Source organism: Flavobacterium zubiriense, from assembly GCF_041729725.1.
Taxonomy (GTDB): Bacteria; Bacteroidota; Bacteroidia; order Flavobacteriales; family Flavobacteriaceae; genus Flavobacterium; species Flavobacterium zubiriense.
Window position 1 is genome coordinate 72,209 of sequence record NZ_JBCFQL010000014.1, and the last position, 14,304, is coordinate 86,512.

Below are 14,304 nucleotides of genomic sequence, written 5' to 3' on the forward strand. Positions count from 1 at the left end.
TTTTAGAAACATTAATATTTGTTCTAATAAGTGTAATTCGTGACAAAAATATCACTCGTGCGTTTGCCCTGACAGATATTCAACAAAAATTTGATTTGGGTTAAATTTTCATTAATTTACTTGGTTATTTTTGGAATTTAATACATAAATTAGCAGATGTTTAATTTAAGAATCTAATTTTTGTAAAAAATGTTTATTTAAGTTGGAATTTTAAAAATTAATACAAAATATTTGTGATTCAATTATTTAGAATTATATTTGTGTAATCGATTACACTTATTGTAGGTGTTTTTTATTATGTTTTCGATGTAATTAACTGATTAATAATTAATTACAATTGTTTTTGAAAAATATAGTGCTAATTTTTTGCCTTTTTATAATGTCAAAATTATAGAAAGGTCTTATAGTGTATTTACTTTTAACTTATTATAAATATTTTTAATTATGAGCCAAACACCAAAAGCTGTTGGAAACTATCGTTGGACAATTTGTTCGTTATTGTTTTTTGCAACAACAATTAATTATTTAGATAGACAAGTTCTTTCTTTAACATGGAGTGATTTTATAGCTCCTGAATTTCATTGGACAAATAACGATTACGGAAATATTACAGCCTTGTTTTCTATTTTTTACGCTGTTTCTTTGTTGTTTGCAGGGAAGTTTGTGGATTGGATGGATACTAAAAAAGGTTTTCTTTGGGCAATAGGAGTATGGTCTGTAGGTGCTTGTTTGCACGCATTTGCTGGAATTGCAACTTCTGGAATTATTACTGGAAATTGGTTCGTTGGTTTTGAAGGTGCAAAAGAAGCAATCGCTGCTGTGAATGATACCGGATTGGTAATTAGTGTAAGTGTTACATTGTTTATTTTTGCTCGTTTTGTTTTGGCTTTAGGAGAAGCGGGTAACTTTCCTGCCGCAATTAAAACTACTGCCGAATATTTTCCTAAAAAAGACAGAGCGTTTTCTACTAGTATATTTAATGCGGGAGCAACTGTAGGAGCATTAGCTGCGCCAATTACAATTCCTTTTATTGCTAAAGCTTACGGTTGGGAAATGGCTTTTATAATTATTGGTGCATTAGGATTTGTTTGGATGGGATTCTGGGTTTTTATGTACGATAAACCAGAAAAGCATGCAAAAGTAAGCGCAGCTGAATTAGAATACATTCAACAAGATGTAATTGCAGATAGTAAAATAGCAGGATATGTTCCTGAAACGACTACAAGAGTTACTTTTAAAGATTGTTTTAGATACAAACAAACATGGGCTTTTGCTTTTGGAAAATTCATGACTGATGGAGTTTGGTGGTTTTTCTTATTCTGGACTCCAGCTTATCTAAGTTCGGTTTACGGAATGGATTCTACACAAGCGGCTTTTCCATTATTTGTATTGTATATGATTACTTTATTGTCTATTATTGGAGGTTGGTTGCCAACTTATTTTGTAGAGAAAAAAGGAATGAATCCTTATGAAGGAAGAATGAAGGCGATGTTGATATTTGCATTCTTTCCATTATTAGCATTAGTGGCTCAGCCATTAGGACACATTTCATACTGGTTGCCGGTAATTATAATTGGGATTGCAGGTGCTGCTCACCAAGCTTGGTCAGCTAATATTTTTACCACTGTAGGAGATATGTTTCCTAAAAAAGCCATTGCTACCATTACAGGTATTGGAGGTTTAGCTGGAGGAATTGGCTCGACAGTTATTAATAAAGGTTCAGGAGTTTTGTTTGATTATAGTAAAAATACCAACATGGATTTTATGGGCTTCCAAGGAATCGAAGCGGGTTACTTTATCATCTTCTCCATCTGTGCCGTTTGTTATTTAATAGGCTGGACGGTTATGAAATCATTAGTGCCTAAATATGCACCTATAACTGATTTATAAAATCAAAAGAGCTCTCTTGTAATTCAAGAGGGCTTTTTTCTTTTTTTTAATTTTTAATGGGTAACTTGTTTTTTATAAAAATAGAGATAAAATAAATTAAATTAATACCTTTGTAATCGATTACATTAAAACTAAATAATTATGACAAATTATAGTTCTAGATATGCTTCTAGCCCTCAAGCAGTAAAACAATACGACACCAAACAATTAAGAGATGAATTCTTGATTGACAATTTAATGCAAGAAAACGAAATTACTTTTACTTACTCGCATTATGACAGATACATTACTGGTTCAGCCGTTCCTGTAAGTGGTGATTTAATTCTTGAAACTATTGATCCTCTAAAATCAACTTACTTTTTAGAGCGTAGAGAAATGGGGATTATCAATGTTGGTGGAAATGGTTCTGTTGTGGTTGAAGGCAAATCATACGAACTAGGTTTTAAAGATGCTTTGTATGTTGGAAGCGGAAATAAAGAAGTAGTATTTAAAAGTGTTGACGCAAAAAATCCAGCTAAATTTTATATAAATTCGGCTCCAGCTCATACAAGTTACCCAACAGTTCAGGTAAGTTTAGCAGAAGCAAACAAATTAGAATTAGGTACTATGGAAACGGCTAATCACCGTACGGTAAACCAAATGATTATTGGTAGTGTAGTTACTACTTGCCAATTGCAAATGGGAATGACCGAATTGCGTCCAGGAAGTGTATGGAATACAATGCCAGCTCACGTTCATGATCGTCGTATGGAAGTTTATTTTTACTTAGATATTCCAGAAAACCAGGCCGTTTGTCATTTTATGGGAGAACCACAAGAAACAAGACACATCTGGATGAACAATCATCAAGCAGTAATTTCTCCACCATGGTCTATTCACTCCGGATCAGGAACAAGTAATTATACTTTTATTTGGGGTATGGCTGGAGAAAACCTGGATTATGGAGATATGGATGTTTGTAAAATCACTGATTTAAGATAAAAAATTATGACAAATTTATTTGATGTAAAAGGCAAAGTTGCTCTTATCACAGGAAGTACACACGGACTGGGAATGGCAATGGCTAAAGGTTTAGGTGAAGCAGGAGCAACAATTGTTATAAACGGAAATTCATCACAACAAAAAATTGATGACGCTGTAGCAGCACTTAAAAGCGAAGGAATTAATGCTGTTGGTTACAAATTTAATGTAACTGAAGAGCAGGAAGTTAAAGCAGCTGTTGCAAAAATTGAAAGCGAAGTTGGACCAATCGATATCTTAATTAACAACGCTGGAATTATTAAAAGAATTCCATTGCTTGATATGGAAGTTGCTGATTTTAGAGAAGTAATTGATATTGATTTAGTAAGCCCGTTTATTGTTTCTAAGCATGTTGCTAAAGGAATGATTGAGAGAAGACAAGGAAAAATCATCAATATTTGCTCTATGATGAGTGAATTAGGGCGTAGCACAGTTTCTGCTTATGCTGCTGCAAAAGGTGGTTTGAAAATGTTAACTAAAAATATGGCCACCGAATGGGCTAAATACAATGTGCAGATTAACGGAATTGGTCCTGGTTATTTTGCAACAGAACAAACAAAGCCAATTAGAGTTGATGGACATCCATTTAACGATTTTATCATCAGTAGAACACCAGCGGCTAAATGGGGAGACCCGGGAGATTTAGCAGGAGCGGCAATCTTTTTGTCGTCTAAAGCTAGTGATTTTGTTAACGGTCACATTTTATATGTTGATGGTGGAATTTTGGCTACCATTGGTAAACCATCAAACGAAAATTAATATTTTAAGTAAATTATTATGAGCACTTTTATAAACGATAACTTTTTATTAGAAAATAAATTCGCAGAAGAATTATACCATAATTATTCTAAAAATCAACCGATAATTGATTACCACAATCACCTGAGCCCTCAGTTTATTGCTGAAGATAAAATTTTCAACAATATTACTGATGTTTGGATTAAAGGAGATCACTACAAATGGCGCGCAATGCGTACTTTAGGGATCAATGAACAATTTGTTACTGGTAATGGTTCTGATAAAGATAAATTTTTAAACTGGGCAAAAACAGTTCCTTATACGATGCGTAATCCATTGTATCACTGGACACACCTGGAGTTGGCTCGTTATTTTGGTATTACTGATTTATTAAACGAGAAATCGGCAGAAAGAATTTACGAAGAAACTTCGGCAAAAGTAAATTCAGCGGAATACAGCACAAGAAACTTGTTGCGTAAAGTAAATGCGGAATTAGTTTGTACTACTGAAGATCCAATCGACAGTTTAGATTTTCACGCTCAATTATTGAAAAGTGATTTTAAAACAACGGTAAGTACTGCTTTTAGACCTGACAAAGCGATTTTAATTGCAAATGATGGTTATAACGAATACCTTGATGTTTTAGCACAAAAAGCATCTATTGAAATCAACACTTATGCTGATTTACGTGCTGCTTTAAGAAATAGAATTGAATACTTTAATGCAAATGGTTGCCAACTTTGTGACCATGGATTAGACCAAATTTATTTCGAAAACTATACTGAAAACGAAGTAAGTTCTATTTTCAAAAAGAAAAGAGAAAATCAAACGATCAGTAATGAAGAAGCGTTGAAATTCCAAAGTGCTATATTAGTATTTTTGTGTGAAACCTATCATGAATTTGGATGGGTACAGCAATTTCACCTAGGGGCTTTGAGAAATAATAATGCTCGTATGCACCGTGTTTTAGGACCTGATACAGGATGGGATTCTATTGGAGATTATCCGCAGGCTCAAAAATTATCAGCTTTCTTAAATGCTTTGGACAGTAAAGATAAATTGACTAAAACTATTATTTATAACTTGAATCCTGCGGATAACGAAGTGATGGCTACCATGATTGGTAACTTTAACGACGGAAGTGTTAGAGGAAAAGTACAATTTGGTTCAGGTTGGTGGTTCTTGGATCAAAAAGACGGAATGACAAAACAATTGAATGCACTTTCTAACATGAGTTTGATTAGCTGTTTTGTGGGTATGTTGACCGATTCCAGAAGTTTCTTGTCTTTCCCAAGACACGAATATTTTAGACGTATCCTTTGTAACCTTTTGGGTGATGAAATCAAAAGAGGTGAATTGCCAGCTTCTGAAATGGAATGGATTGGAAAAATGGTATCCGATATTAGCTATGGTAATGCTAAGGAATATTTTAAATTTCCAGTAAAATAATTAAAGAATAAAGTTTAATTTATAAAAAATATAACTTGAAAAAAGTAGTCACTTTTGGAGAAATTCTACTGCGTTTATCAACAGAAAGGCATTTGAGATTTGCTCAGGCCGATTCGTATAAAGCAACCTATGGTGGGGGAGAATTTAATGTTGCTGTTTCGCTTGTAAATTACGGGATGAAGGCAGAATTTGTTACTAAAATACCTGATAATGAATTAGGTAATTGTGCTATTCACGAAATGCGCAAACTGGATGTAGATTGTAAAAATGTACTAAAAGGTGGTGATCGTTTGGGGATTTATTTTCTTGAAACAGGAACGAGTACTCGTGCCAGTAATGTAATTTATGATAGAGCAAACAGTTCAATGTCTACTTTGAAAAAAGGAGAATTTGACTGGAAAGAAATATTAAAAGATGCAACCTGGTTTCATTGGAGCGGAATTACTCCTGCACTTTCTGAAACGGCTGCCGAAGCTTGTTTGGAAGCTATAAAAGTGGCTCACGAGTTAGGTCTGACTATTTCTACTGATTTGAATTACCGTTCAAAACTGTGGAATTATGGCAAACAACCTAAAGACGTAATGCCCGAAATGTTGAAATACAGTAACATTATCTTAGGCGATATTGATACGGCTAATTTTATGTTAGGTTTAGATAAAGTAGATCCTGATTATCAAAAACCAGAAACTTTACCAGCTGTTTATGATACTGTTTTCAAATTGTGTCCTGAATTAAAATTCATGGCAACTACTTTGCGTTATTCAGTAAGTGCTTCTCATCAACGCATTGGAGGAATCCTCTATGATGGAAAAGAAATATTCAAAGCTGCTGTACAGGATGTAACTCCTGTTGTGGATAGAGTAGGAAGTGGAGATGCTTTCATGGGTGGTTTAATCTACGGATTGAACGAAGAGCCTTTGGATAAAGAAAGAGCATTAAACTTTGCAGTTGCTGCTTGTTGTTTAAAACACACGATTTTCGGAGATTATAATTTAATTACTAAAAATGAAATTGAAAAATTACTTGACGGTGATTTTACAGGTAAAGTTTCAAGATAAAAAAAGATAAAATGGCTCAATTTACACGTATAGAAGTTGCTACTGCAATGAAAGAAACAGGGATGATTCCATTGTTTTTTAACAAAGATATTGAAGTAAGTAAAAATGTTTTGAAAGCTTGTTATGATGGAGGAGCTCGTTTGATGGAGTTTACTGCCAGAGGAGATTTCGCTCACGAAGTTTTTGCTGAATTAACAAAATACGCTATCAAAGAATTACCAGGAATGATAATGGGAGTAGGATCTGTAACTGATGCTGCAGCTGCTTCATTGTATATGCAAATAGGAGCTAATTTTATTGTAACTCCTGTTTTTAGAGAAGATATTGCTATTGCTTGTAATCGTAGAAAAGTATTATGGTCTCCAGGTTGTGGTACATTGACAGAGATTGCCAGAGCCGAAGAGTTAGGTTGCGAAATTGTAAAATTGTTCCCAGGAGAAATCTACGGTCCACAATTTATCAAAGGAATCAAAGGACCATGTCCTTGGACAAGCATTATGCCTACAGGAGGAGTTTCTACTGAAAGAGAAAACTTGAAATCTTGGTTTGATGCAGGTGTAACTTGTGTTGGAATTGGTTCTCAATTAATCTCAGCAGCAGTTTTAGAGAGCAATGACTACGCTGGATTAACTCAAAAAGTAAAAGATACTTTAGCAATTATTAGCGATTTACGCAAAAAATAAAAATTAGTACAATAGATTTAGTTCAATACAATGGAAAAATTAAATAGAAAAAATAGAGGTTTAGAGCAATTAAATCCAATTAAAGTAGTACAATTTGGAGAAGGTAATTTTTTAAGAGCTTTCGTGGATTACGCTTTTCAAAGATTAAATAATGAAGTAGATTTCAATGCCGGAATTGCAGTTGTTCAACCATTAGCAGGTGGTATGGTAGACATGATTAATGATCAGGATGGTCTTTATACCTTGTTTATGAACGGAATCAAAAAAGGTGAGAAAATACAAGACATTCAGTTAATTTCTAATATTGTAAAAGCAATAAACCCTTATAGTAATTTTGCTGATTATTTAGCATTAGCTAAAGAAGAGGAACTTCAATTTATTGTTTCAAATACTACCGAAGCAGGAATTGAATTTGTTAATACTGATACTCCAGATATGCAGCCACCAGCTTCTTTCCCTGCAAAGTTGACGGTTTTATTATACGAAAGATTCAAACATTTCAATGGAGATGCTGCTAAAGGACTGACTATCATTCCTTGTGAATTGATTGATTACAATTCAGAAGCTTTGAAAAAATGTATTTTGCAATATGTTGATTTATGGAAATTAGAGAACGCATTCAAAACTTGGGTATCTGATGCTTGTACCTATCACAGTACTTTGGTTGACAGAATCGTTCCTGGATATCCAAGAGCAGAAATTGAAGATTACAATAACAAATTAGATTATCAGGATAATTTAATTGTTGCGGCTGAGCCATTCTTCCTTTGGGCTATCGAAGGTGGTGAAGATTTGAAAGCGAAATTACCATTTCATAAAACAGATTTAAACGTGAAGATTGTTGATGATATTCGTCCTTTCAAAATGATTAAAGTTCGTATTTTGAATGGTGCGCATACTGCAATGGTTCCTGTTTCACTTTTATTTGGTAATAAATTAGTAATGGAAACGGTTAATGGTGGTTTTACTGGACCGTTTGTAGATAATGTTATCAGTGAAATTAGTGAAACCCTTCCTATGGATAAAAACGAAATCACTGCTTATGCTGAAGAGGTAATGGATCGTTTTAAAAATCCATTTATCAAACACGCATTGGCTGATATTGCTTTAAATTCTATCTCAAAATTCAAAGTAAGAGTTTTGCCAAGTTTATTAGGATATTATAATGCTACTAAACAACTTCCTACTAGCTTAACTTTTTCATTAGCTTGTTTGATCCAATTCTATAAAGGAACTTGGAATAATGAAGCTTTACCTGTAAAAGATACTCCAGAATTAGTTGAAGCATTCAAAAACGCTTGGGAATTAAAAGATTTAGATGCTGTTGTGGCTAGCGTTTTAAGTAATACAGCATTTTGGGATGAAGATTTAACAAAAGTTGACGGATTGGCACAAACTTTAGTGCTTGCTTTAAATGAAATTGAAGCCAATGGTATAGAACAAGGTTATATCAATTTCTCTCAAAAAAAATAAAAGACAAAAAACAAAAAAACCAAGTAATTAAAATGCAAAAGAAATTAATAAAAGTAGATCCTTCTGATAATGTGGCTGTAGCTTTAGTAAACCTGGTTGCTGGAGAAACTATTGCATTTGAAGGAGAAGACGTTTTAGTATTATCAGATACTAAAATGAAGCATAAAATTGCGATGAAAGATTTTGAATCTGGAGACAAAATTTATATGTATGGTGTTATCGTAGGGAAAGCAAACCAAAAAATTGCAAAAGGAGATGTTATTACTACTCTTAATGTAAAACACGAAAGTGCTAAAGTTACTGGTAAAACAGAAACTATTGGTTGGGATGTTCCTAATGTGGACAAATGGAAAGATAAAACTTTCATGGGATATCATAGAGAAGATGGGCAAGTTGGAACTGAGAATGTTTGGTTGTTTTTTCCTTTAGTTTTTTGTGAAAACAGAAATATTGAAATCTTAAAAGATATATTTGAAAAAGAATTATTAAAACCAAAAGAAAACGATTACCAATTGTTGTTGCGTTCATTAGTGAAATCAGAAACTGGAGGTACTGGTAACGAAGCGGCTTCAAATGATGCTGAATTATTCAATAATATCGAAGTAAAATTCATCACACACCAAGGTGGTTGTGGAGGAATTCGTCAGGATGCTCATAGTTTAGCAAAATTATTGGCTGGATATGTAAATAATCCTAACGTAGCTGGAGCAACAGTGCTGAGTTTAGGTTGTCAAAACTTACAAATCTCAATTTTCCAGGATGCTTTAAAAGCTATTAATCCTAATAGCCAAAAACCAGTTTTAATTTACGACCAACAATCAATTGGAACTATCGAAGCAATGTTGTCTAGTGTGGTTAAAGATTCTTTCGAAGCGATTAAAAAAGCAAATGAAATTAAGAGAACTCCTGCTCCATTATCTAAATTAAGAATTGGTTTAGAGTGTGGTGGTTCTGATGGATTCTCTGGAATTTCGGCAAACCCAACATTAGGAGTATTATCCGATAAATTAGTGGCTTTAGGAGGAACTACTATTCTTTCTGAATTCCCAGAATTATGCGGTGTTGAGCAAGAATTAGTTAACCGTTGTGTAGATGATAAAGACGGAGAACGTTTCTTAGAATTAATGCAATGGTATGAGAAAACGGTTGTTGATGCAGGTTCAGGATTTGATATGAATCCTTCTCCGGGTAACATCAAAGACGGTTTGATTACTGATGCTATGAAATCAGCAGGTGCTTCTAAAAAAGGTGGAACTTCACCAATTGTAGGAGTTTATGATTATGGAGAGTACATCAACGAGCCAGGATTTACATTATTGTGTACTCCAGGAAACGACGTGGAATGTACAACTGCAATGGTAGGTTCAGGAGCGAATATGGTATTGTTTACAACAGGTTTAGGAACTCCAACAGGAAATCCAATTGCTCCAGTTGTAAAAGTATCATCTAATACGCAATTGGCAGAAAAAATGTCTGATATTATCGATTTTAACACTGGTGGAATTATAACAGGTGATAAATCGATTGAAGAAACGGCTGACGAAATGTTAGAATATATTATTAAAGTAGCTAGTGGTGAAATTAAGACTAAGGCTGCGATTTTAAATCAAAACGACTTCATTCCTTGGAAACGAGGCGTATCGCTATAAAGATTGTTTTTAGATTTTGTTTTTAGTTAGAAAGGGAGGTGTTTTTTAAATGCCTCCCTTTTTTTTTCGAATAGAAATTTACTCAAGCTTAAAAAAAGACCGCAGATTCGCCGATTTTAAAATTTATAATCGGTAAATCTGCGTTGATTTTTTGATTCTATCAAATCCAATCTGGAGTGTATTACACTTGAGGAATTCTAGTCGAAGACTGACGGATAAGTAATTTGGGTAATAAAACCACTTTGTTTTCAGATTTTCTATTGTTTATTTTGTCTAGGAATACCTGAGCAGCCATTTTTCCCATTTCTAGTGGGGACTGATCAATTGAGGAGATCGTTAATTCCATAAATTTAGTGAATGGCTCATTGCCAAAACCAAAAACACAGAAATCTTCCGGAATTTTAATACCGCGTTCTTTTAGTTTTTGGATGGCACCTAAAGCCGCAAAATCACTGGTGGAAAAAATAGCATTGGGTGGGTTTTCTAACGCTAATAATTTTTCAACAGCATCTCTTCCTTCGGTGACATTACTTTTTATGGTGATAATGTAATCTTCGTTTATTGGTATATTGTTGTCTAATAAAGCTTGTTCGTAACCTCTGTAACGGTCTTCATATATTTCTAACGATCGGTCTCCAGAGAAGTAAGCAATTTTATCACAGCCTTGATTAATAAGATGTTGTGTGGTTTGATAAGAAGCTTGGTAATCATCAATAGTTACAGAACTTACATTTTCCATCTCTTTTTTTCTATCAAAAAAGATTAACGGAATGTTTTTTTGAATGACACGTTCAATGTAATGGTTGTTTTCTTTTGGAAGATTTGAAATAGACATTAAGATACCGTCAACCTGAGCATTTAATAAAGTATTGATGTTTTCAATTTCTCTGTTTTCGTCTTCATGTGTCTGACAAATAATAACCTGATAGCCTTCTGGGTGCAAACCTTCCTCAATACCTCTAATTACCGAAGCAAAAAAATTGGTATTTATACGGGGTACAATTACGCCAACATTATTGCTTTTTCCGCTTCTTAATGCTAGTGCTAGTCTGTTTTGCTTATAGTTCATTCTATTAGCGGTTTCCAGAACTAATTTTCGTGTACTATGGCTTATTTTCGGGTTATTGTTTAATGCTCTTGAAACAGTTGCTGCAGTGATATTTAGCTCTTTAGCAATGTCATAAATTGTTGTTTTTTCACTCATTATAATAGTCTATCTCGGTAAAAATAATATATTTTTTTATATAATTATTTGTTTGTGTTTTGTATTAATTTGATTTTGAAATCAAAAGAAGTTTTTTTAGACCGTTTTTAAAGCTAATAGCTCTTTTTTACAGTTTTTTTTCTATAAAGTAAAATAAAACATCTTTATTTTATGCAAATCTATTTTTTTTTATCCAAATTTATAGTTTTTTATAAAAAATATATATAGATTTGTGTAATCGATTGCATGGATTTGTTGTGTTATTTCAGAATGGAATTTGTGCTAGTCGATTGTTTTTATTCAAAATTTAAACTTCTTTAATTTTATAATCAATGAAAAATAAATTTTACGGTTCGCTTTTGTGTTTTTCTACAGCTTTAATGTCGGCTATTTTTTTTAATTGTGCTACTCAAAAAAGCACAGATGTTTTAGTAAATCCTTGGAAAGTAAAACAACAAATTGAAAAAGCAGTAGTGGTTCCAACTTTTAAAAACAAAACATACAATATTATTGATTTTGGAGCAAAAAGCGATGGAATAGTTAATAATTCGGAAGCCTTTAAAAAAGCAATCGAAACTTGTACTAAAAATGGAGGCGGAAAAGTTGTTGTCCCATCAGGTAAATTTTTAACTGGACCAATTCATTTAGATAATAATGTTAATCTTCATTTAGAAGAGGGGGCTGAGATTTTGTTTAGCACTAAATCTTCTGATTATCCATTGGTACTTACTTCGTTTGAAGGAACGGAGTTGATGAATCATTCCCCGTTAATTTATGCTTACAATAAAAAAAATATCGCCGTTACAGGTAAAGGAGTTTTAAATGGTCAAGCCGATAATGAAAATTGGTGGTACTGGTGTGGTGCAAAACAATACGGATGGTCTGAAGGAAAAGGAAATCAAAATGACCCTCAAAATCGTATTCGTTTAGTAGAATCAGGAGAACAAAATGTACCTGTAGAGCAAAGAATTTATGGGGAAGGTTCTTATTTAAGACCGAGTTTTGTAGAGTTTTTTAGCTGTACTGATGCTTTGATCAAAGGTGTGAAAATTATAAATGCACCATTTTGGGTAATCCATCCAATGAAATCCACTAATGTAACAGTTGATGGTGTAACAGTTGAAAGTCATGGTCCTAATAATGACGGTTGTGATCCAGAATATTCTAAAAATGTGATTATCAAAAATTGTACTTTTAATACAGGGGACGATTGCATTGCAATAAAAGCAGGTAAAGATGGCGATGGAAGACGCGTAGCAATGAAAAGCGAAAACATCATTGTGCAAGATTGTATGATGCTTGACGGTCACGGTGGTGTGGTTATGGGAAGTGAAATGACTGGAGGGATAAAGAATGTTTTTGTCGAAAATTGTAAAATGGATAGTCCTAATTTAGATAGAGCCATTCGAATAAAATCAAATTCTAGAAGAGGTGGAATTGTTGAAAATGTTTTTGTGCGAAACATAGAAGTAGGACAAGTAAAAGAAGCGGTTTTAAGAATCAATATGTTCTATAATGTTTACGGAAATCAAACAGGAAATTTTATACCTCAGGTAAAGAATGTGATTTTAGAAAATGTTAAAGTTAAAAATGGTGGGAAATTTGGTGTTTTGGCTAAAGGATACAAAGAGCTACCAATTGAAAACGTATTGTTGAAAAATGTAACAATTGACAAAGTAGGTGAAGCATATTCGATAGAAAATGTAACTAATATTCAATTTGTTGATACTTATATCAACGGAAAAAAAATAGAAAGTCCTAAATAAGAATTAGCGTTTTTTATAAAATTAACAATCAGGAAGTTTAAAAAAGAAATACATATAATCAATTTAAAAAATATAATATGATGAAAGCAAGTCAATTTATTTTCACTTTTATTTTAGCAGGAACTTTTGCGTTTACAAGCTGTAAATCTCAGTCAAATTCAGCTTCGGCTAAAAAAGAATTAACATCACCAAACTTGAAATGGTCAGAAAAAATGGCGTTGACATTAATGAAACGTCATCCGAAAGCTTTTCAAATTGATGATAGAACTACAGCAAAATGGGATTATGTTCACGGTTTAGTAGCGAGTTCTATTGAGGAACTTTATAAAAAAACAGGCGACGAAAGATATTACGAATATGTAAAAGGATACGCCGATGCTTTAATTGACGAAAAGGGTAATATTGCTACTTATGATATGGATAAATACAATATCGATATGGTGGTAGCAGCTAATATTTTGTTTGATATCTACGATAGAACGAAAGAAACAAAATATTTAACGGCTATGCAAACCATCAGAAAACAATTAGATGAGCATCCTCGAACAGCTAGTGGCGGATTTTGGCACAAACAAATTTATCCAAACCAAATGTGGTTAGATGGATTGTATATGGGACAACCTTTCTATACACAATACACAACCACTTTTGAAAATGGAAAAAAACTGGATGATGTTGCAAAACAATTTGAATTACTTGAAAAAAACGATAAAGATCCTAAGACAGGATTGTTGTACCATGCTTGGGACGAAAGCAGAAAAATGCCTTGGGCTGATAAAGTAACTGGAAAATCACCTAATTTCTGGTCACGTGCTTTAGGTTGGTATGCAATGGCATTAGTTGATGTTCTAGATAATTTTCCAAAAGAACACCCAAAACAAAAAGAGTTAGTAGGTTACTTGAACGAATTGGCGGTTGCTTTAGAAAAAGTACAAGATAAAAAATCAGGATTGTGGTATCAGGTGACTGATATGGGTAATAGAGAAGGAAACTATCTTGAAGCTTCAGGTTCTTCAATGTTTGCTTATGCTTTAGCAAAAGGAGTAAACAAAGGCTATTTGCCAGCTAAATTTAAAAAAGTAGCTAATCATGCTTTTGATGGTTTAACTACTCAATTAATCAAGACTGATGCTGATGGTGGAATTACATTGACTCAATGTTGTCAAGTAGCAGGTTTAGGCGGAAATCCATATAGAGATGGTTCTTATGAATATTATGTAAATGAGAAAAAGAAAGATAATGATCCTAAAGCAACAGGGCCATTTATTTTAGCAGCTATCGAATTAAACAGATAATTTCAAACCATAAAGATTTAAAGTTCATCATTAAGAAATTAAGAAAATTTAGACTTAATGTCTCTTAATTTCTTAATGG

General features: G+C 33.2%; 11 protein-coding genes. 10 read left to right on the plus strand and 1 reads right to left on the minus strand.

The window, feature by feature from the left end; translation table 11 throughout:
* Positions 1-444 precede the first annotated feature (444 nt).
* The 8 genes from AAGV28_RS13250 (at position 445) to AAGV28_RS13285 (ending at position 9,960) form a co-directional block, all read left to right on the plus strand.
* A complete protein-coding gene (locus AAGV28_RS13250; RefSeq protein ID WP_373407232.1) occupies positions 445-1,890 on the plus strand; it encodes an MFS transporter in 1,446 nt (481 codons plus the stop codon).
* Between the two features lie 141 nt (positions 1,891-2,031).
* Positions 2,032-2,871: a 5-dehydro-4-deoxy-D-glucuronate isomerase gene (gene kduI, locus AAGV28_RS13255; protein ID WP_373407233.1), complete on the plus strand. Its 840-nt coding sequence runs from the start codon at positions 2,032-2,034 to the stop codon at positions 2,869-2,871.
* Between the two features lie 6 nt (positions 2,872-2,877).
* Positions 2,878-3,669, plus strand: coding sequence for a gluconate 5-dehydrogenase (locus AAGV28_RS13260; protein WP_373407234.1), 792 nt, complete (start codon positions 2,878-2,880; stop codon positions 3,667-3,669).
* 18 nt (positions 3,670-3,687) lie between these two features.
* The gene (uxaC, locus tag AAGV28_RS13265) at positions 3,688-5,097 is read left to right on the plus strand and encodes a glucuronate isomerase (protein WP_373407235.1); all 1,410 of its coding nucleotides are present in this window, start codon (positions 3,688-3,690) and stop codon (positions 5,095-5,097) included.
* 35 nt (positions 5,098-5,132) lie between these two features.
* Positions 5,133-6,155, plus strand: coding sequence for a PfkB family carbohydrate kinase (locus AAGV28_RS13270; protein ID WP_373407236.1), 1,023 nt, complete (start codon positions 5,133-5,135; stop codon positions 6,153-6,155).
* A gap of 11 nt (positions 6,156-6,166) precedes the next feature.
* Entirely contained in the window at positions 6,167-6,838 is a 672-nt protein-coding gene (locus AAGV28_RS13275; RefSeq protein WP_373407237.1) for a bifunctional 4-hydroxy-2-oxoglutarate aldolase/2-dehydro-3-deoxy-phosphogluconate aldolase, read from the plus strand.
* Positions 6,839-6,868: 30 nt separating this feature from the next.
* On the plus strand, positions 6,869-8,311 hold the full coding sequence (locus AAGV28_RS13280; RefSeq protein ID WP_373407238.1) for a tagaturonate reductase: 1,443 nt from the start codon (positions 6,869-6,871) through the stop codon (positions 8,309-8,311).
* A 32-nt stretch (positions 8,312-8,343) separates the two neighbouring features.
* Positions 8,344-9,960 (plus strand): UxaA family hydrolase, encoded by a 1,617-nt coding sequence (locus AAGV28_RS13285; protein ID WP_373407239.1) that lies wholly within the window; start codon positions 8,344-8,346, stop codon positions 9,958-9,960.
* Between the two features lie 181 nt (positions 9,961-10,141).
* Here AAGV28_RS13285 and AAGV28_RS13290 read toward each other — a convergent pair whose 3' ends face one another.
* Positions 10,142-11,164 carry a LacI family DNA-binding transcriptional regulator gene (locus AAGV28_RS13290; protein WP_373407240.1) on the minus strand — a complete coding sequence of 341 codons (1,023 nt, stop codon included), beginning with the start codon at positions 11,162-11,164 and terminating at the stop codon, positions 10,142-10,144.
* Positions 11,165-11,496: 332 nt separating this feature from the next.
* Between AAGV28_RS13290 and AAGV28_RS13295 the strand changes: the two genes are divergently transcribed.
* Both AAGV28_RS13295 and AAGV28_RS13300 read left to right on the plus strand, forming a co-directional pair.
* Positions 11,497-12,930 (plus strand): glycoside hydrolase family 28 protein, encoded by a 1,434-nt coding sequence (locus tag AAGV28_RS13295; protein WP_373407241.1) that lies wholly within the window; start codon positions 11,497-11,499, stop codon positions 12,928-12,930.
* Between the two features lie 77 nt (positions 12,931-13,007).
* Complete coding sequence (locus AAGV28_RS13300; RefSeq protein WP_373407242.1) at positions 13,008-14,225, plus strand: glycoside hydrolase family 88/105 protein; 1,218 nt, start codon at positions 13,008-13,010, stop codon at positions 14,223-14,225.
* The last annotated feature ends 79 nt before the right edge of the window (positions 14,226-14,304 follow it).

Bases quoted from the DNA above. Each gene is read 5' to 3' on its own strand.
- AAGV28_RS13300 (WP_373407242.1), top strand. From the start codon at position 13,008: ATGATGAAAGCAAGTCAATTTATTTTCACTTTTATTTTAGCAGGAACT.
- kduI (WP_373407233.1), top strand. From the start codon at position 2,032: ATGACAAATTATAGTTCTAGATATGCTTCTAGCCCTCAAGCAGTAAAA.
- uxaC (WP_373407235.1), top strand. From the start codon at position 3,688: ATGAGCACTTTTATAAACGATAACTTTTTATTAGAAAATAAATTCGCA.
- AAGV28_RS13295 (WP_373407241.1), top strand. From the start codon at position 11,497: ATGAAAAATAAATTTTACGGTTCGCTTTTGTGTTTTTCTACAGCTTTA.
- AAGV28_RS13280 (WP_373407238.1), top strand. From the start codon at position 6,869: ATGGAAAAATTAAATAGAAAAAATAGAGGTTTAGAGCAATTAAATCCA.
- AAGV28_RS13285 (WP_373407239.1), top strand. From the start codon at position 8,344: ATGCAAAAGAAATTAATAAAAGTAGATCCTTCTGATAATGTGGCTGTA.
- AAGV28_RS13290 (WP_373407240.1), bottom strand. From the start codon at position 11,164: ATGAGTGAAAAAACAACAATTTATGACATTGCTAAAGAGCTAAATATC.
- AAGV28_RS13260 (WP_373407234.1), top strand. From the start codon at position 2,878: ATGACAAATTTATTTGATGTAAAAGGCAAAGTTGCTCTTATCACAGGA.
- AAGV28_RS13275 (WP_373407237.1), top strand. From the start codon at position 6,167: ATGGCTCAATTTACACGTATAGAAGTTGCTACTGCAATGAAAGAAACA.
- AAGV28_RS13250 (WP_373407232.1), top strand. From the start codon at position 445: ATGAGCCAAACACCAAAAGCTGTTGGAAACTATCGTTGGACAATTTGT.